Annotated in this window: 15 protein-coding genes and 1 pseudogene; 7 read left to right on the top strand and 9 right to left on the bottom strand. The window is 72.5% G+C overall.

Going from position 1 to position 17,689, the window contains the following annotated elements; translation table 11 throughout:
• From G3I41_RS36730 to G3I41_RS09555, 3 genes and pseudogenes are all read right to left on the bottom strand, one after another.
• Window positions 1–148: pseudogene (locus G3I41_RS36730) on the bottom strand (futalosine hydrolase); the annotation flags it as partial.
• Window position 149: 1 nt separating this feature from the next.
• Window positions 150–638 carry a DUF2771 domain-containing protein gene (locus G3I41_RS09560; RefSeq protein ID WP_164399786.1) on the bottom strand — a complete coding sequence of 163 codons (489 nt, stop codon included), beginning with the start codon at window positions 636–638 and terminating at the stop codon, window positions 150–152.
• 27 nt (window positions 639–665) lie between these two features.
• The gene (locus G3I41_RS09555; RefSeq protein WP_164399785.1) at window positions 666–2,099 is read right to left on the bottom strand and encodes an MFS transporter; all 1,434 of its coding nucleotides are present in this window, start codon (window positions 2,097–2,099) and stop codon (window positions 666–668) included.
• 446 nt (window positions 2,100–2,545) lie between these two features.
• On the opposite strand from G3I41_RS09555, the gene G3I41_RS09550 reads away from it, so the two are divergent.
• The 3 genes from G3I41_RS09550 to G3I41_RS09540 all read left to right on the top strand — a co-directional run bounded on the left by G3I41_RS09550 (window position 2,546) and on the right by G3I41_RS09540 (window position 7,891).
• Window positions 2,546–3,469, top strand: coding sequence for a DUF3027 domain-containing protein (locus G3I41_RS09550; RefSeq protein WP_343242096.1), 924 nt, complete (start codon window positions 2,546–2,548; stop codon window positions 3,467–3,469).
• Between the two features lie 287 nt (window positions 3,470–3,756).
• A complete protein-coding gene (locus tag G3I41_RS09545; protein WP_164399784.1) occupies window positions 3,757–6,942 on the top strand; it encodes a molecular chaperone Hsp90 in 3,186 nt (1,061 codons plus the stop codon).
• Between the two features lie 208 nt (window positions 6,943–7,150).
• The gene (locus G3I41_RS09540) at window positions 7,151–7,891 is read left to right on the top strand and encodes a calcium-binding protein (RefSeq protein ID WP_164399783.1); all 741 of its coding nucleotides are present in this window, start codon (window positions 7,151–7,153) and stop codon (window positions 7,889–7,891) included.
• Between the two features lie 19 nt (window positions 7,892–7,910).
• Here G3I41_RS09540 and G3I41_RS09535 read toward each other — a convergent pair whose 3' ends face one another.
• Both G3I41_RS09535 and G3I41_RS09530 read right to left on the bottom strand, forming a co-directional pair.
• Complete coding sequence (locus tag G3I41_RS09535; RefSeq protein ID WP_164399782.1) at window positions 7,911–10,304, bottom strand: cation-translocating P-type ATPase; 2,394 nt, start codon at window positions 10,302–10,304, stop codon at window positions 7,911–7,913.
• A gap of 98 nt (window positions 10,305–10,402) precedes the next feature.
• A complete protein-coding gene (locus tag G3I41_RS09530; protein ID WP_164399781.1) occupies window positions 10,403–10,669 on the bottom strand; it encodes a DUF2530 domain-containing protein in 267 nt (88 codons plus the stop codon).
• Window positions 10,670–10,856: 187 nt separating this feature from the next.
• Here G3I41_RS09530 and G3I41_RS09525 point away from each other — a divergent pair, with 187 nt between their 5' ends.
• Window positions 10,857–12,305 carry an NCS2 family permease gene (locus G3I41_RS09525; RefSeq protein WP_164399780.1) on the top strand — a complete coding sequence of 483 codons (1,449 nt, stop codon included), beginning with the start codon at window positions 10,857–10,859 and terminating at the stop codon, window positions 12,303–12,305.
• A 27-nt stretch (window positions 12,306–12,332) separates the two neighbouring features.
• On the opposite strand, the gene G3I41_RS09520 is transcribed toward G3I41_RS09525, so the two are convergent.
• A complete protein-coding gene (locus G3I41_RS09520) occupies window positions 12,333–12,557 on the bottom strand; it encodes a hypothetical protein (protein ID WP_203600613.1) in 225 nt (74 codons plus the stop codon).
• Between the two features lie 188 nt (window positions 12,558–12,745).
• Here G3I41_RS09520 and G3I41_RS09515 point away from each other — a divergent pair, with 188 nt between their 5' ends.
• A complete protein-coding gene (locus tag G3I41_RS09515; protein ID WP_018101514.1) occupies window positions 12,746–13,186 on the top strand; it encodes a MarR family transcriptional regulator in 441 nt (146 codons plus the stop codon).
• Between the two features lie 53 nt (window positions 13,187–13,239).
• Window positions 13,240–14,574 carry an MFS transporter gene (locus tag G3I41_RS09510; protein WP_164399779.1) on the top strand — a complete coding sequence of 445 codons (1,335 nt, stop codon included), beginning with the start codon at window positions 13,240–13,242 and terminating at the stop codon, window positions 14,572–14,574.
• 193 nt (window positions 14,575–14,767) lie between these two features.
• Here G3I41_RS09510 and G3I41_RS09505 read toward each other — a convergent pair whose 3' ends face one another.
• Window positions 14,768–15,763: an aldo/keto reductase gene (locus G3I41_RS09505; protein ID WP_164399778.1), complete on the bottom strand. Its 996-nt coding sequence runs from the start codon at window positions 15,761–15,763 to the stop codon at window positions 14,768–14,770.
• A 61-nt stretch (window positions 15,764–15,824) separates the two neighbouring features.
• On the bottom strand, window positions 15,825–16,793 hold the full coding sequence (pip, locus tag G3I41_RS09500; protein WP_164399777.1) for a prolyl aminopeptidase: 969 nt from the start codon (window positions 16,791–16,793) through the stop codon (window positions 15,825–15,827).
• Window positions 16,794–16,857: 64 nt separating this feature from the next.
• Between pip and G3I41_RS09495 the strand changes: the two genes are divergently transcribed.
• Window positions 16,858–17,349: a hypothetical protein gene (locus G3I41_RS09495; RefSeq protein ID WP_164399776.1), complete on the top strand. Its 492-nt coding sequence runs from the start codon at window positions 16,858–16,860 to the stop codon at window positions 17,347–17,349.
• 7 nt (window positions 17,350–17,356) lie between these two features.
• Here the strand turns inward: G3I41_RS09495 and G3I41_RS09490 are convergent.
• A partial coding sequence (locus tag G3I41_RS09490; protein WP_164399775.1) for an LPXTG cell wall anchor domain-containing protein occupies window positions 17,357–17,689 on the bottom strand: 333 nt, incomplete at its 5' end.

The raw sequence follows: 17,689 nt of genomic DNA, 5'->3' as shown, positions 1-17,689 counted from the left end.
CCGGGCCCGCGCCGCCCGCGAGCACGTCCAGCGGGCCGGCGCGGTGGATCTCCGCGCCGCGCACGGGGTGGACCGCCGGCCCGGCCCCGTACGCACGTGTGACCGCGTCCCGTTCCACCGGGACCGCGGTCACGACGAGTACACGCACGTCAGTCGGTCTTCTCCAGCTTGAAGTGCCAGATGCCGATCACCTTCGCGCCCTTGGTCTCCACGATGCTGATCTGCGTGTTCTTCGGGGCCGGCTCGCCCGTCTGGCTCTGGCTGGAGAAGAAGGCGCTGCCCGAGATGGACCGGTAGGTCTTCTTGAACGGCTCCGGCTCGCCGCGCTGGCCCTCGATGAAGAGCGTCCAGCCGTTGTCCGCGACCTCGGGGTCGACCCCGAAGTGGACCGTGTCCGACATCGAGACCTTGACGGTCTTCTCCGCCTTCTTGTTGAGGCACTTCTCGGCCTCGGAGTTCTTGAGGGCGTCGCCGTCGTTGTAGCAGGCGGCCTCGGAGCTCACCGAGTTGTCGCCGACCGTCACGGTGGCGAGCGGCGTCGGCTTGTCGCAGGCGGAGAGGACGAGGAGTCCCGCGGACACGGCACCAAGAGCGACGCCGATTCGACGGCCCTTACCGGAGAAGAACGCAACGGTCATGGGCCGAAGGCTATCGGTCGCTCCCGCTCACGCCACGCGGGGGTGCGGCGAGCCGCGCCGCGCGGCGCCCAGCAGCCCCCGTACGGAGGCGGAGGCGCCCAGTGCCAGCAGCCCGGCGGCGACGGACATGCCCAGTACGCCGTTGAGGGGGAGGGCGATACCGATCGCGCCGCCCACCACCCAGGCCATCTGGAGCAGCGTCTCGGAGCGGGCGAACGCGGAGGTCCGCACCTCTTCCGGCACGTCGCGCTGGATCATCGCGTCGAGCGACAGCTTCGACAGCGCCTGCGTCAGGCCCGCCGTCGCGGCGAGCGCGGCCACCATGACCGTCGAGAAGAAGACCGCGGCCAGGACCGCCACGCCCAGGGCCAGGCCCAGCACCGAGGCGACGATGATCTCCGGGCCGCGCGCCCGCAGCCAGGAGCCCACCGCCGTGCCCAGCGCGTTGCCCACGCCCGCCGCCACGCCGACGATGCCCAGGGAGATCGCGGCGCTCTGCCCGGCGAGGGGGTGCTCGCGCAGCAGGAACGCCAGGAAGAAGATCAGGAACCCGGAGAGCGCGCGGTGCGCCGCGTTGGCCTGGAGGCCGTGCAGCACGGACGGCCCGACCGACCGCAGCCCCGGCCGCCGCTCGCGGCCCTTGGCCCCGGACTTGCTCCCGGATTTGGTCCCGGACTTGGCTTCCGCCTTGGTGGAGGGCGGTCGCGGCGCGCTCTCGCCGTGCGGCGGTACGAGCTGCGCCCGGCGCTCGCCCTTCGCCGAGTCCACCTTGGGCGGCAGCGTGAACGCCAGCATTCCACCGCCGACGAAGATCGCGCACGCGCCGTACAGCGGCCACTGCGGGCCGATCGTCTGGAGCCCCGCCCCGACGGGCGCGGCGGCCCCGGTGGCCAGCAGCCCGGCAAGGGTCACCCGCGAGTTGGCCTTCACCAGCGAGAACTTCGGCGGCAGCAGCCGGGGCACGACGGCGCTGCGCACCACCCCGTACGCCTTCGAGCAGACCAGCACGCCGAGCGCCGCCGGGTACAGCTCCAGGCCGCCGGTGGCGACGGCGCCCGACATGGTCAGCGCCAGCACCGCCCGCGCCAGCATGGAACCCGCCATCGCGGCGCGGCGGCCGTGCGGCAGGTGGTCCAGGAGTGGGCCGATGACCGGGGCCAGCAGGATGAACGGCGCCATCGTCACCGCGAGGTACAGCGCGACCCGGCCGCGCGCCTGGTCCGTCGGTACGGAGAAGAACACGGTGGACGCGAGCGCGACGGTGATCATCACATCGCCCGCGCCGTTCACCGCGTGCAGCTCGATCAGCTTGCCGAGGCCGCTCTCGCCGGCGCCGTGCGCGTGCGTCGCCCTGCGGATGCCCCGGGCGGCGCCGGTGAAGGGGAGGCGCAGGGCATGACCGATCGACCGGCCCGCACTGCGGAGCGGGCCGGGACCGTCGTGCGACCTGGCAGAAGCCACTTGGTCATAGTGCCCCAGGACCGGGCCGGGCGAACCGGTCTCCCGGCGGCGCGCGGCCGGGACCGCCCCGTCGGGTCAGTGCCCGGCCGGGCCCCGGGGCGCGGCGCGAAGAGGGGAACGGCCGTGCTCGGGGCGCGGCGTGAGGCGGGGAACGGTCGGGTGCGGAGGCCGGTCCGGGGTGCGGATACGGCGGCGTTTCGGACGGCAGGTGGGCGGGGAGCGGCGGAGAGGGTAGCGTGCGTAGCGCGCCACCGGCGGTTGTTCTCGGCCGCGCGCCTCTCGGCGATCCCGCAGAATGGATCGTGGAAGGCGTGCCCGAGCTCGGCTCAACGGGTGTGGACGTCGACGCGGCCCCCAGGTCCGCTCCGTCCGCGACCGTATGGCCGAAATCGATGGTCGATGTGTTGGCGCGCTCGTGAGACTGGCGTAGGAGAGAAGCGAGACCTGTGAGTGCTGCGACGACGCGAGGCCGTACGGCCCGTACCGCCCGTACCCCCGCTCCCGACCGTCTGTGCGCCGAGGCGGTAGACCTCGCCCGCGCGGCGGCGGAGGAGGCGGCCGCGCCGGGGGTCGTGGGTGAGCATGTGGCGGTGGTCTCCGAGGGGGACCGGGTCGTCACGCACTACTTCGAGTGCAAGGACCCCGGCTACCGGGGCTGGCGCTGGGCCGTGACGGTCGCCCGCGCCTCCCGCGCGAAGAACGTCACGCTGGACGAGACCGTGCTGCTGCCGGGCAGCGACGCGCTGCTCGCGCCGGAGTGGGTGCCGTGGAGCGAGCGGCTGCGGCCGGGCGACATGGGGCCGGGCGACCTGCTGCCGACCGAGGCGGACGACCTCCGGCTGGAGCCGGGGTACACCGGCGCGGACGAGGTCCCGCCGAACTCGGCGGTCGCGGCGGTCACCGGTGAGCTGGCCGACGTCGTCGACGTGGAGGACGCGGAGCTGACGACGCGCCCGGCGGCGCCGCGCCGCGGGTCGATCGCGGCGGTCGCGGAGGAGCTGGGCCTGCGGCGGGCGCGGGTGCTGTCCCGTTACGGGCTGCACGCGGCGGCGGACCGCTGGGACGAGGAGTTCGGCCCGAAGACGCCGATGGCGCAGGCCGCGCCGGCGTCGTGCGCCTCGTGCGCCTTCCTGATGCCGCTGGCGGGCTCGCTGCGGCAGGCGTTCGGTGTGTGCGCGAACGAGTTCGGCCCGGCGGACGGGCATGTGGTGTCGCTGTCGTACGGGTGCGGGGGGCACTCGGAGGCGGCGGTCATGCCGAAGCCGCCTGCGGCGGTGCCGCACCGGCTGGACACGGTTCGGGTGGACGAGTACCCGCTGCACGGTGAGGCTCCCGGCTCCGGGGGCTCGGAGGAGCCGGGGCCCGCGTAGCCGGGCGGGCGCCCGGGCCCACGCGGGCTCGGGCTGCTCCGGTGGCCGGGTTCCGTCCTCGAGCGCCGGACGGGCTTGGTGCGGCCGGTGTCGTGCTCAAGCGCCGCGTGGGCTTTGAGGACCGGGGGGCCCGTGTCCCGCGTAGTCCCAGCCCGTCCGGCGATGGAGGACGGAACCCTTGGGATGGGGATCGCGCGCCCCCGGGGGACGGCGAGTCGGAGGGCCCGGGCGGTACCCGGTAGCTTCGCGGGGTACGCGTTACCGGCACCGGCAGAGGGAGTACCCCCATGGGCATCAACGCGACGGAGGGCGACCCGTTCGGCACCGCGCGGCTGCGGCGTGGCGTGCTCGCCGCCTGGGGCGCGGGACCGGCCCGGTTCCGGGAGGACGCCAACGCCGAGGAGGACCTCGCGCTCGGCGGCTACCGCGACCGCCTCGTGGTCGAGCTGGCCCAGAACGCCGCCGACGCCGCCGCCCGCGCCGGAGTCCCCGGCCGCCTCAGGCTCACCCTGCACCCGGCAGGGAACGGCACCCCCGCCGTACTCGCCGCCGCGAACACCGGCGCGCCCCTGGACGCCACCGGCGTCGAGTCTCTGTCCACGCTGCGCGCGTCCGCGAAGCGCGAGGGGCACGAGGGCGCCGTGGGCCGGTTCGGCGTCGGGTTCGCCGCCGTGCTCGCGGTGAGCGACGAGCCGGCGGTCACGGGCCGGCACGGCGGCGTCCGCTGGTCCCTGGCGGAGGCCCGCGAACTCGCCCGGGAGGCCGCCGTCGGCAGCCCCGGCCTGGGCGACGAGCTGCGCCGCCGCGACGGCCACGTACCGCTGCTGCGCCTCCCGCTGCCCGCCGAGGGCACCGCGCCCGACGGCTACGACACCGTCGTCGTGCTCCCCCTGCGGGACGGCGTCGCCGAGGACCTGGTCGAACGGCTGCTGGCCGCCGTGGACGACGCCCTGCTCCTCACGCTCACCGGCCTGGAGGAGGTCGTCGTGGAGACCCCGGAGGGCGTACGCACGCTCCGCCGCTCCCAGCACGGCCCGTACACGCACATCGAGGACTCCGCGCACGGCACGCACCGCTGGCGCACCGCCGTCCACCAGGGCCCGATCGAGCCCGCCCTGCTCGCCGACCGTCCGCTGGAGGAACGCCTCCGCCCGCACTGGTCGGTGACCTGGGCCGTCCCGGTGGACGCGGACGGCGCCCCGGTCCACCCCCGTACCGCACCCGTCGTCCACGCGCCGACGCCCACCGACGAACCGCTCGGCCTGCCCGCGCTGCTCATCGCCTCGCTCCCGCTGGACACCACCCGCAGGCACCCCGCCCCCGGACCGCTCACCGACTTCCTGGTGCGGCGCGCCGCCGACGCGTACGCGGAGCTGCTCGGCGACTGGGAGCCGGTGTCCGTCGCGACGATCTCCCTGGTCCCGGGCCCCCTCGGGCAGGGCGGGCTGGACGGCGCGCTGCGCGGCGCGATCCTGGAACGGCTGCCCCGCGTGGCGTTCCTGGAGCCCGCCGCCCCGCGCGACCCGGCCGCCGAGCCGGCGGGCTGGGACGGCTGGGACGGGGACGAGGGCGTCCGCAAGGACACCGTCGGGCTGCGCCCCGTCGAGGCCGAGGTGGTGGAGGGCGCCGGCGCGCTGACGGTCGCCGTGCTGGCCGAGGTGCTGCCGTGCCTGCTGCCGGCCGGTCTGGAACGGCGTGTCGAGCTGCGTACGCTCGGCGTCGCCCGCGTCCCGCTGACCGAGGCGATCGACCGGCTGGCCGGCCTGGAACGCGAACCCGCCTGGTGGCGCCGGCTCTACGACAGCCTGGCCGGGGTGGACCCGGACCGGCTCTCGGGGCTCCCGGTGCCCCTGGCGGGCGCCACCCCGGATGCCCCGCCCCGTACGACCATCGGCCCCCGCCAGGTCCTCCTCCCGCTCCCCGACGCCCTGTCCGGGCCCGTCCTCGACCGCCTCGGCCGGCTCGGGCTCAAGGTCGCGCACCCGGACGCCGCGCACCCGCTCCTGGAGAAGCTGGGGGCCCTTCCCGCCACGCCGCGCGCCGTGCTGACGACTCCGCAGGTGCGGGCGGCCGTCGCCGGGTCGCTGGACGCGGGCGAGATCTGGGACGAGGACGCGCTCGACGGCGACGAGCTGGTGGAGACCGTGCTCACGCTGGTCCGCGACGCCGCCCTGGAGCCCGGCGAGGAGCCCTGGCTCGGCGCTCTCGCGCTGCCCGACGAGGACGGCGAACTCGCCCCCGCCGGGGAACTCGTGCTGCCGGACAGCCCGTTCGCCGGGGTCATGCGCGAGGGCGAACTCGCCCTGTGCGACGCGGAGCTGGCCGAGCGCTGGGGCGAACAGCCGCTGACCGCCTGCGGGGTGCTCGCCACCTTCGCGCTCGTACGGGCCACCGATGTCGTCCTCGACCCGGACGAACTGGAGCCGCGCGACGGCGACTTCGCGGAGCCGGACGACGCCGGCCTGCTCGACGCGGTGGACGTGTGGTGCGAGGACATCCTCGATCAGCTGCCGGACAGCCCGGTGCCGCCGGTCGCCACCGAGCTCGTCGCCGTACGCGACCTGGACCTGGTGGACGACGACGCCTGGCCGCAGGCCCTCGCGATGCTCGCGCGGCCGCCGCTGCGGGACGCGCTCACCCAGCCGGTCCGGGTGCTGCTCCCGGACGGCACCACGGAGTCCGTCCGCCCGTACACCGCCTGGTGGCTGCGCGGCCACCCGGTGCTCGACGGCCGCCGCCCGGCGGGCCTGCGCGCCCGCGGCGGCGACCCCCGGCTCGCGGGGCTGTACGACTCCGCCGACGCGACCGGCTTCGAGGACGCCGAGGTGCTGCGCGCCCTGGGCGTACGGACCTCGGTCGACGCCCTCCTGGACGAGCCGGGCGGGGCCGCCGAGCTCCTGGGCCGGCTCGCCGACGAGGACCGCCCGGTCACCGCCGTCCACCTGCACGCGCTGTACACGGCGTTGTCCGCGCTCGACCCGGAACAGGTGACGCTGCCGGACGAGTTGCGGGCGGTCGTGGACGGCGAGGTGCGGGTGGTCGACGCGGCGGACGCGGTGATCGCGGACGCACCTGACCTGCTGCCGCTCACCGGCGGGCTGCCGCTGCTGCCGGTCGCCCCGGCCCACGCGGCGGAGCTGGCCGAACTGTTCCAGGTGCGGCGGCTCGGCGAGAGCGTGGAGGCCGGGGTCACGAGCGACGGCGAGGAGCACGAGGTGCCCGAGTCCGTGCGCGTCCTGCTGGGACCCGCCACCCCGGACACGTACGTCGAGCACGCCGAACTCCGCGCGGGCGGCGTGGAACTGGACTGGCGGCGCACCCCGGACGGGGTGGTGCACGCCTCGACCCTGGAGGGCGTCGCGGCCGGCCTGGCCTGGGCCTCCGGACAATGGCCCCGCCGCTTCGAGGTGGCGGCGCTGCTCGAAGACCCGTCCCGTACGCGGGAGCTGGCCCGGGACCGCTGGTTCGACTGAGCGGTGGCTCCTGCCGCCGGGCCGTACACCGGAGGCCGCCACACCCGTGGTATCTACACCGGTATGGGCGGCCTCCGCGGAATCTTCATATCCTGCACAACCGTTCACATCGTTCACCCGTCTGGTCTGTCGAGTCGTCCCGACTCGACAGACCATCGGCCCGTACGGTCCGCGTGCGGACCGGGCCCTTTCCCGCGGGGAAACACACATGCGCATGCGCACAACCGTCGCCGTCGCCGTCGGCACCCTGGCTCTGACCGCCCTCGCCGTGCCGGCCGCCCAGGCCGACGGCGGTTACGGCGACACCGCCATCACCAAGGTCACGGTCAACGGCGGCAAGAACGTGGTCGTCGGCACCAGCCTGGTCAAGAAGTTCACCGTCTCCGTGACGGCGAAGGACGACTCCGGGATCGAGGGCGCCGACATCAGCGTGCACGGGCCGGGCTTCGGCTACCTGTCCAGCAGGACCACGTGCTCCGGCAGCACCTGCTCGGCGACGTTCACCGTCGACCCGAAGGTCGACCTCCCGTACTCCAACGACTACGCGGGGACCTGGTACGTGGACGCGTGGGTGGACGCCAGGGACGGCGACTACGTCTGGACGGAGAAGGCCCGCTCCTTCAAGTTCCAGAGGGCGTCGCGGCAGACCGTCAACGCCTCCCCCGAGCCCGTCAGGAAGGGCAGGACCATCACGGTCACCGGCTGGCTCTCGCGTGCCAACTGGGACGACTTCAAGTACCACGGCTACACGAACCAGTCCGTGAAGCTGCAGTTCCGCAAGAAGGGCAGCAGCACCTACACCACGGTGAAGACCGTCAAGACGAACAACAAGGGCGACGCGAAGACCACCGTCAAGGCGTCGGTCGACGGCTACTGGCGTTACAGCTTCGCCGGTACGTCCACCACCCCGGCCGCCACCGCCACGGGTGACTATGTCGACGTGAAGTAGTCCGGCCAGGGCCGCCGTTTCACCCTCCGAAGCGGCGGCCCACCAGCCGCCACGCGTACTCCAGCGCCACCGACGCCACGACCGCGATGCCCACCGCCGTCCACGGCATCTGGCTGCCCACCAGCTTCAGCGCGAAGAAGTCCTGGAGCCACGGCACCGCGAGCACCACCAGGAACGCCAGGCCCATCGCGGCCACCAGGCAGATCCGCCACCAGGTGTAGGGGCGGGCGATGATCGCCAGGACCCACATCGAGACCAGGAACAGCGTGAGCGTGGCCGCGCTCGTCTCCGCGTCCAGCGCGCCCGCACCGGAGTAGTGGTGCCCGGCGAGCAGGTACGTCACGAAGGTCGCGGCGGCGGCGATGACGCCAGAAGGGATCGCGTACCGCATGACGCGGCGCACGAAGTGCGGCTGCGCGCGCTCCTTGTTCGGGGCGAGGGCCAGGAAGAACGCCGGGACGCCGATCGTCAGCGTGGACAGCAGGGTCAGATGGCGCGGCAGGAACGGGTACTCGACCTGGAAGCAGACCACCAGGACGGCGAGCAGCACCGAGTACACGGTCTTCGTCAGGAACAGGGTGGCGACCCGGGTGATGTTGCCGATCACGCGACGGCCCTCGGCGACCACGGACGGCAGGGTCGCGAAGCTGTTGTTCAGCAGCACGATCTGGGCGACCGCGCGCGTCGCCTCGGAGCCCGAGCCCATGGAGACGCCGATGTCGGCGTCCTTCAGGGCGAGGACGTCGTTGACGCCGTCGCCGGTCATCGCGACCGTGTGGCCGCGCGACTGGAGGGCGGCGACCATCTCCCGCTTCTGCTGCGGGGTGACCCGGCCGAACACCGCGTTCTGTTCCATCGCGGTGGCCATCTCGTCCTTGTCCTCCGGCATCCGGCGTGCGTCCAGCGGGTGATCCGCGCCCTCCATCCCGAGCTTCGCGGCCACCGCGCCGACCGAGACCGCGTTGTCGCCGGAGATCACCTTCGTGGCGACCCGCTGCTCGCCGAAGTACGCGAGGGTCCGCCCCGCGTCGGGCCGCAGCCGCTGTTCCAGCACGACGAGGGCGGCCGGCTCCGCCCCCTCGGCCGCGTCCGGCGCGTCCAGCTCGCCCCGCGCCCGGGCGAGCAGCAGCACCCGGAGGCCCTGTTCGTTGAGGTGCCCGATCTCCGCGAGCGCCGGGTCGTCCTCGGGCAGCAGCACGTCGGGCGCACCGAGCAGCCAGGCGGAGGAGGCGCCGCCGTCCTCGGTGAACGCGGCGCCGCTGTACTTGCGGGCGGAGGAGAAGGGCAGCGTTCCGGTGGTCGTCCAGCCGCCGTCCGCCGGGGCCGGGTAGGCGTCGATGATGGCCTGGAGGCTGGCGTTCGGCCGGGGCTCGGACGCGCCGAAGGACCCCAGGACGCGGCGCAGATACGGTTCCTCGGAGCCGCCCAGCGCACGCAGCTCCGTGACGTCCATGCCGCCCTCGGTGAGCGTGCCGGTCTTGTCCAGGCAGACGACGTCGACCCGGGCCAGGCCCTCGATGGCGGGCAGCTCCTGCACCAGGCACTGCTTGCGGCCCAGGCGTACGACGCCGATCGCGAAGGCCACCGAGGTCAGCAGGACCAGGCCCTCCGGGATCATCGGGACGATCCCGCCGACGGTGCGGGCGACGGAGTCCTTGACGTTGTGCTCCTTGACCACCAGCTGGCTGATCACCAGGGCGGTCGCGGTCGGCACCATCATCCAGGTGATGTACTTCAGGATGGTCGAGATGCCGCTGCGCAGCTCCGACCGGACGAGCGTGAAGCGGGACGCCTCCTCGGCGAGCTGGGCGGCGTACGCCTCGCGCCCGACCTTCGTCGCGGTGAACGCGCCGCCGCCGGCGACGACGAAGCTGCCGGACATCACCGTGTCGCCGGTCTTCTTGAGGACCGGGTCCGCCTCGCCGGTGAGCAGGGACTCGTCCACCTCCAGGCCGTCCGCCTCGGCGACCGTGCCGTCCACGACGACCTTGTCCCCGGGGCCCAGCTCGACCAGGTCGCCGAGGACGATCTCCGATGTGTGGATCCCGGCGGACTTCCCGTCGCGCCGGACGACGGGTTTCGACTCACCGATGACCGCGAGGCTGTCCAGCGTCTTCTTGGCCCGCCACTCCTGGACGATGCCGATACCGGTGTTGGCGATGATCACGAAGCCGAACAGGCTGTCCTGGATCGGCGCGACGGCCAGCATGATGACCCAGAGCACGCCGATGATCAGGTTGAACCGGGTGAAGACGTTGGCCCGGACGATCTCGGCCAGCGACCGCGAGGACCGCACCGGTACGTCGTTGACCTCGCCCCGCGCTATGCGCTCGGCGACCTCGGCCGCCGTCAGCCCGCGTCCGGGAGCGCCGGCGCGCTGCTCCCCGGGAAGTTCGGATGCCCTCTGCGTCATGGTTCCGACGGTACGGGCGGACGGTGCGGGGCACCCGCCGGAGCGGACGAAGACCGTACCGGGGGAGGACGCGAATCGTCCCGTGGTTGTACGGGGGCTCAGTCGCCCTGGGCCGCCGCGGCGGCGGCCGCGCGCTTGAGGGCCGCGTCACGGCCCCGTACGTACCAGATGCCGATCAGGCCGAGGCCCGCGCCGGCCAGGCAGGTCCACACCCACCACAGGTGGCCGTGGTCGTCGAACCAGCCGTAGAAGGGGAGCTGGACGAGGAAGAGGACGAACCAGAGGATCGTGCCGCCGGTGATGGTCGCGACGACCGGGCCCTCCAGGGGCTCCGGTGCCTCGTGCTTGGGTGTCCACTTCGCCATGCGGCCAGTGTATGCGGCGCGTATACAAGCAATGACGGGCCAGTCGGCCCAAGGGTCTACGCGCGGAGATAGCGATCTTCGCCTTATGTATTCATACTGAATCTGCTTATGGCTGGCTCGAATTATTCGTGTGAAAGTCCGAAGCTGACCACTTTTGATCCCCTCTACGTACGTACTGAGGTCATACATGTCCCCCTCGGCCACCGCTAAGGTCGACGCCACGCCGCCTCCGCCCTCCCCCGGCGGCCTCGACGGCTTCTTCAAGATCTCCGAGCGGGGGTCGTCGGTAGCCCGCGAGATCCGTGGCGGATTCGCGACCTTCTTCGCGATGGCCTACATCATCGTGCTGAACCCGATCATCCTGGGCAGCGCGAAGGACATGTACGGCCACCAGCTCGACGGCGGCCAGCTGGTCACCGCGACCGTGCTCACCGCCGCGTTCTCCACGCTCCTCATGGGCGTCATCGGCAACGTGCCCATCGCGCTGGCCGCGGGCCTCGGCGTCAACACCGTCGTGGCCCTCCAGCTCGCCCCCCGGATGAGCTGGCCCGACGCCATGGGCATGGTGGTCCTCGCCGGCATCGTGGTCATGCTGCTGGTCGCGACCGGGCTGCGGGAACGCGTGATGAACGCCGTACCGGGCTCGCTGCGCAAGGGCATCGCCATCGGTATCGGCCTGTTCATCCTGCTCATCGGCCTGGTCGACTCGGGCTTCGTCTCCCGCATGCCGGACGCCGCGCACACCACCGTGCCGCTCCAGCTCGGCTCCGACGGCCACCTCAACGGCTGGCCGGTCCTGGTCTTCGTCCTGGGCGCGCTGCTCACCCTGATCCTGATCGTCCGCAAGGTGCCGGGCGCGATCCTGATCTCCATCGTGGCGATGACCGTCGTCGCGCTCATCATCGACGCGGCCGCGGACCTGCCGGGCGAGGCGTGGGGGCTGACCGTGCCCACGTGGCCGGGCAATCCCGTGGCCACCCCGGACTTCGGTCTGCTGGGTCACTTCAGCCTGTTCGGCGGCTTCCACAAGGTCGGCGTCCTGACCGGCATCCTGTTCGTCTTCACCGTGCTGCTGTCCTGCTTCTTCGACGCGATGGGCACCATCCTCGGCGTCGGCGACGAGGCGAAGCTGACGGACGCCAAGGGCAACTTCCCGGGCATCAACCGGGTGCTCTTCGTGGACGGCGTCGCGGTCGCCGCCGGTGGCGCCACCTCCTCCTCCGCCTCGACCTGCTTCGTGGAGTCCACGGCGGGCGTCGGCGAGGGCGCGCGCACGGGTCTGGCCAGCATCGTCTCCGGGCTGCTGTTCACGGTGGCGCTGTTCCTCACGCCGCTGGCGACGATGGTCCCCTCGCAGGCGGCCACCCCCGCCCTGCTGGCGGTGGGCTTCCTGATCATCGCGGGCTCGGTGCGGGACATCGACTGGAGCGACTTCACGCTCGCGATCCCGGCGTTCCTCGCGATGGTCATGATGCCGTTCACGTACTCGATCACCAACGGCATCGGCATCGGCTTCATCGCGTTCAGCGTGCTGCGGCTGGCCACCGGCCGCGGCCGGGAGGTGCCGGTGGCGATGTACGCGGTGTCGGCGGTCTTCGTCTTCTACTACATGATGCCGGCGCTCGGCCTCACGTAAGGGCGGGGCGCGGGCCGGCCCCGGCGGTCAGTTGACCTCCTCGGCCGGCACGCCGTCCGCGGGGCAGAGCTTCTCCGGCCCGTAGAACTTCTCCGTCTCGTCGACGGCCGCCTGGAAGCGCTCGTCGAAGTCGTCGCGAATGAGCGTCCGGACCACATAGTCCTGGACGCTCATTCCGCGTTTTGCGGCGTGCTGCTTGAGCCGGTCGAGCAGCTCACCGTCTATGCGCAGGCTGAGCACTGTCGATCCCATGCCAAGCAGGGTTACGCCCCACCGCCCCGCCGCGCGAGAATTTCCACCATCGACTCACTCGTTCGGGTGATCGATTGGTCAACCTGCCCCCTCACGCCCCGTACCGATCCGGACGGGCGGAGTGATCTCGCTCTCGCGCGTGTACCACAAGTGGTCTTTAGAGTAGGTAATGAGTTACGCTAACAAACATGCCTGACCTGATCCACGACAGCGACAGTGCCGCCGCCGTGAGCTCCCTCCGTTCCGCCGTCATGCTGCTCGGCCGGCGCCTGAAGCACCAGCGCGTCGACGAGTCGCTGAGCCCGACCGAGATGTCGGTGCTCGGGACGCTCGCCCGTTGTGGTTCCGCCACCCCGGGTGAGCTGGCCCGCAAGGAGCACGTACAGCCACCGTCGATGACCCGCATCGTCGCGTTGCTGGAATCGAAGGGTCTGGTCAGGCTGGAACCGCACCCCGATGACCGTCGTCAGAAGATGGTCAGCCAGACCGAGCAGGCCGAGGCGATGCTCGCCGAGAGCCGCAAGAAGCGGAACGCCTGGCTGACCACTCTCGCCGAGGGCCTGGACGAGGACGAGTGGGAGACGCTGCGCAACGCGGCGCCCGTGCTGGAGAAGCTCGCCCACCTGTAAGAGGGACGTCCCCGTCAGCCAGCAAGATGTCCACGCCGAGGAGGCGAACCCTTTTGAGTACGGGATCCGGAGCAGACTCCGCCCCCGCACCGACTTCCACCCACGAGAGCAAGACCGGCGGGACCTTCTCGTCGCTGAAGATCCGCAACTACCGCCTGTTCGCCACGGGCGCCGTGATCTCCAACACCGGTACCTGGATGTCCCGCATCACGCAGGACTGGCTCGTCCTGAGCCTCACCGGGTCCGCCGCCGCCGTCGGTATCACCACGGCACTCCAGTTCCTCCCCATGCTGCTGTTCGGCCTGTACGGCGGCGTCATCGCCGACCGGCTGCCGAAGCGCAAGCTCCTGCTCGTCAGCCAGGCCGCCCTGGGCGCCTGCGGTGTCGTGCTCGCCGTGCTCACGCTCTCCGGCGTGGTCCAGGTGTGGCACGTCTATCTGATCGCGTTCCTGCTCGGCATGGTCACCGTGGTCGACAACCCGGCCCGGCAGGCGTTCGTGTCCGAGATGGTCGGCCCCGCGCAGCTGCGCAACGCGGTCAGCCTGAACTCGGCGAACTTCCAGTCGGCCCGGCTCATCGGCCCCGCCGTCGCGGGTGTGCTGATCACCACGGTCGGCAGCGGCTGGGCCTTCATGTTCAACGGCCTGTCGTTCCTCGCCCCGCTCGTCGGCCTGATGATGATGCGGACGAGTGAGCTCCACAAGTCCTTCGTCGTGCCGCGCGCCAAGGGGCAGCTCCGCGAGGGACTGCGGTACGTCTCCGGGCGTCCCGAGCTGATCTGGCCGATCGTCCTGGTCGGCTTCGTCGGCACCTTCGGTTTCAACTTCCCGATCTGGCTGACGGCCTTCGCGGACGAGATCTTCCACGGCGGCGCCGGGATGTACTCGTTCTTCAACATCCTCATGGCCGCCGGCTCGCTGGCCGGTGCCCTGCTCGCCGCCCGCCGCCGCTCCTCGCGGCTGCGGATGCTGGTCGCCGCCGGTACGGCGTTCGGCCTGCTGGAGATCATCGCGGCGCTCGCGCCGAACGTCTGGATCTTCGCGGTCCTGCTGGTGCCGATCGGCATGATCGGCCTGACGACCAACATCAGCGCCAACACGAGCGTGCAGATGGCGTCCGATCCGGCCATGCGCGGCCGCGTGATGAGCCTGTACATGATGGTCTTCGCCGGGGGCACGCCGGTGGGCGCCCCGATCGTCGGCTGGATCAGTGACGCGTACGGCCCGCGCACCGGCATGGTGGTCGGCGGCGCGCTGTCCCTCGCCGCGGCGGTCGGCATCGGTGTCATCCTGGCCCGCCTCGGCGGTCTGCGCCTCAAGGTGGACCTGCGCCCGGGACGCCCGCACGTCCGCTTCGTGCAGCGCGAGCAGCTGGCCACGGCGGCGTAGCGGTTCCCGTCCGTACGCGATCGCGCGGCCCCGCTCCCGGTTCTCCGGGGCGGGGCCGCGTCGCGTGCGCCGATGGCCGTCCGGTTACGCTCGTCGGGTGGACCCGAAGACCAGAAACCGCATCATGGCGGCCGTGCTCGTACTGATGTTCGCCGTCGTCGCCGTGGCGGCCGCCCTCGGCTGACAGGCACTTCTACCAGGCGAAGTTCTCCGGCGACGGGCCCGGGCCCGGGAAGATCTCGTCCAGCGCCTCCAGCACCTCAGCCGACAGCTCCAGCTCCACCGCGCGCAGCGCCGAGTCCAGCTGCTCCCGCGTGCGCGGGCCGGAGATCGGGCCGGTGATCCCGGGCCGCGTCAGCAGCCAGGCGAGGCCCACCTCACCGGGCTCCAGACCGTGCTTGTCCAGCAGGTCCTCGTACGCCTGCACCTGCGCCCGCACCTTCGGGTCGGCCAGCGCGTCGCCGGAGCGGCCGGAGGTGGAGCGGGCGCCGCCGCCCTCGCGCTCCTTGCGGAGGGCGCCGCCGAGCAGGCCGCCGTGCAGCGGCGACCACGGGATGACGCCGAGGCCGTACTCCTGGGAGGCCGGGATGACCTCCATCTCGGCGCCGCGCTCCATCAGGTTGTAGATGCACTGCTCGCTGACCAGGCCGTAGCTGCCGCGCTGCCGGGCGCGCTCGTTGGCCTGGGCGATCTTGTAGCCGGAGAAGTTCGAGGAACCGGCGTACAGGATCTTGCCCTGCTGGACCAGTACGTCGATGGCCTGCCAGATCTCCTCGATCGGGGTGTCCCGGTCGACGTGGTGGAACTGGTACAGGTCGATGTGGTCCGTCTGGAGCCGCTTCAGGCTGGCGTCGACGGCCCGGCGGATGTTGACGGCCGACAGCTTGTCGTGGTTCGGCCACGCCTCGCCGTCGGGGCCCATGTTGCCGTAGACCTTGGTGGCGAGCACGACCTTGTCGCGGCGGTCGCCGCCCTTGGCGAACCAGGTGCCGAGGATCTCCTCGGTGCGGCCCTTGTTCTCGCCCCAGCCGTAGACGTTCGCGGTGTCGAAGAAGTTGACGCCCGCGTCCAGCGCGGCGTCCATGAGGTCGTGACTGTCGCTCTCGTTGGTCTGGGGGCCGAAGTTCATCGTCCCCAGGACGAGGCGGCTTACCTTGAGTCCGGTGCGTCCGAGCTGCGTGTACTTCATGGACCCCAAGCCAACTCCTTCGAGCGCGCTCGAAGCAAGCGCGGAGTTCATGGACAGGCCCCTACGCCCCCGCGAACCGGTCCAGTGCCGCGAGGATCGCCCGCCTCGTCGCCGCCCCGCCCAGGTGCCCCGCGTCCTCGATCACCGTCAGCTCCGCGTCCGGCCACGCCTTGGCCAGCTCCCACGCCGTGCCGATCGGCCCGCCCATGTCCTGGCGCCCGTGGATCAGCACCCCGGGAATTCCGGCCAGCCGCCCCGCGTCCCGGATCAGCTGCCCCTCCTCCAGCCAGGCGCCGTGCGAGAAGTAGTGCGAGCAGATCCGCACCAGCGCCTCCCGCGCCCGGCCCGGCCGCCCGCTGTAGGGGGGAGGACCCGCGTGCGCCTCGCCCGAGAGCACCGCGTCCTCCCAGGCGCACCATTCCGCCGTCGCCGCCGCCCGTACCGCCGGGTCGGGGTCCACGGTGCGCCGGGCGTACGCGGCGAGCACGTCCGGGGTCGCGTCGCTCGCGGCTTCCGGGACGTGGGCCCGGAAGCGGTCCCACGCCTCCGGGTGGAAGAGTCCGGCGCCCCGGTACAGCCAGTCGATCTCGGAGCGGCGGGTCGTGGTCACCGCCGGGATCACGATCTCGGTGACCCGCTCCGGGTGCCGCTCGGCGTACGCCAGGATCAGCGTGGACCCCCAGGAGCCCCCGTACAGCAGCCAGCGGTCGATCCCGAGGTGTGCGCGGAGGCGTTCCATGTCGGCGATCAGGTGGTCCGTGGTGTTGTGCCGCAGGTCGACGGCCGGGTCGCTCGCGTGCGGCGTGGAGCGGCCGCAGTTGCGCTGGTCGAAGAGGACGACGCGGTAGCGCTCCGGGTCGAAGAAGCGCCGGGGCCCCTCGGTGCAGCCGGAGCCGGGGCCGCCGTGGACGACGAGGGCGGGCTTGCCGGCCGGGTTGCCGCAGACCTCCCAGTACACGTGGTTGCCGTCGCCGACGTCGAGCATGCCGTGGTCACGGGGTTCGATCGGCGGGTACCTGTCGTCGGACATGGCGCTGCGTCTCCCTGGTTCGGCGGCGTACACCTTAGGCATACGCGGTCGTAGCCTGGTCCGCGTGAACGCGACTCCCGAGGTACTCGCCGTACTGGACGACCTGCTCGCCGCCGCATCCCCCGACGACCGGGGCGCCCTGTGGCAGCTCGACCGCCGGGGGAGGGAGCTGGACGCGAACCTCGTGCGGCTGCCCCCGGGCGCGGAGGTCGGGGAGCACCAGGAGGACGTGCTCGACGTCCTCCTGGTGGTCCTGGCGGGCAGCGGCCGGCTCACCCCGGGCGACGGCGCGGAGCCGCTGGTCCTGACCCCGACGACGGCGACCTGGCTGCCCCGCACCTCGCGCCGCTCCCTGGCGGCGGGCCCGGACGGCCTCGCCTATCTGACGGTCCACCGCCGCCGCCCCGGCCTGGCGCTGAAGCCGACGGTGTACGCGGGGGAGGGCGGCGAGGCGCCCTGCGCGCTGGACCGGGTGTGCCCGGAGTGCGGGCGGATGTCCCCGGAGTCGGCGCCGGTGTTCTGCAGCGCGTGCGGGGAGCGCTTCCCGGGGCGGTGAGGCCGCGTCAGTGCTTCGGCCTGCGCCTGCGGCCCGTCAGGAAGATCCCCGCCGTGGCCAGGGCGAAGGCGCCGGCCAGCGCGTAGAGGGTGGAGGACGTGCCGGTGTCGGCGAGCCAGCCGCCGTGCGGTGGCCGGTGGTGGTGATGGCCGCCGTGCCCCGGGTGCGCCGTGGGGTGGCTGTGCGTCGGGTGCGGGCCGGGGGCGGTGTCCGTCGGTGTCGGCGTGGGGCTTTCCGCGGAGCAGGTCGGGGTCGGGGTCGGTGTGGGGCTTTCCGTGGCGCCGGTGGGGGACGGGGTGGGTGTGGGGCTTTCCGTGGCGCCGGTGGGGGACGGGGTGGG

Origin of the sequence: Streptomyces sp. SID9727, assembly GCF_010550605.1 — a bacterium.
Lineage (GTDB): Bacteria > Actinomycetota > Actinomycetes > Streptomycetales > Streptomycetaceae > Streptomyces.
This window is presented reverse-complemented; position numbering and strand designations above follow the sequence as displayed.

Excerpts from the sequence above, each read along its gene's own strand:
- G3I41_RS09530 (WP_164399781.1), bottom strand. The coding sequence starts at position 10,669 with ATGGCGAAGTGGACACCCAAGCACGAGGCACCGGAGCCCCTGGAGGGC.
- G3I41_RS09540 (WP_164399783.1), top strand. The coding sequence starts at position 7,151 with ATGCGCATGCGCACAACCGTCGCCGTCGCCGTCGGCACCCTGGCTCTG.
- G3I41_RS09545 (WP_164399784.1), top strand. The coding sequence starts at position 3,757 with ATGGGCATCAACGCGACGGAGGGCGACCCGTTCGGCACCGCGCGGCTG.
- G3I41_RS09525 (WP_164399780.1), top strand. The coding sequence starts at position 10,857 with ATGTCCCCCTCGGCCACCGCTAAGGTCGACGCCACGCCGCCTCCGCCC.
- G3I41_RS09520 (WP_203600613.1), bottom strand. The coding sequence starts at position 12,557 with ATGGGATCGACAGTGCTCAGCCTGCGCATAGACGGTGAGCTGCTCGAC.
- G3I41_RS09515 (WP_018101514.1), top strand. The coding sequence starts at position 12,746 with ATGCCTGACCTGATCCACGACAGCGACAGTGCCGCCGCCGTGAGCTCC.
- pip (WP_164399777.1), bottom strand. The coding sequence starts at position 16,793 with ATGTCCGACGACAGGTACCCGCCGATCGAACCCCGTGACCACGGCATG.
- G3I41_RS09560 (WP_164399786.1), bottom strand. The coding sequence starts at position 638 with ATGACCGTTGCGTTCTTCTCCGGTAAGGGCCGTCGAATCGGCGTCGCT.
- G3I41_RS09505 (WP_164399778.1), bottom strand. The coding sequence starts at position 15,763 with ATGAAGTACACGCAGCTCGGACGCACCGGACTCAAGGTAAGCCGCCTC.
- G3I41_RS09535 (WP_164399782.1), bottom strand. The coding sequence starts at position 10,304 with ATGACGCAGAGGGCATCCGAACTTCCCGGGGAGCAGCGCGCCGGCGCT.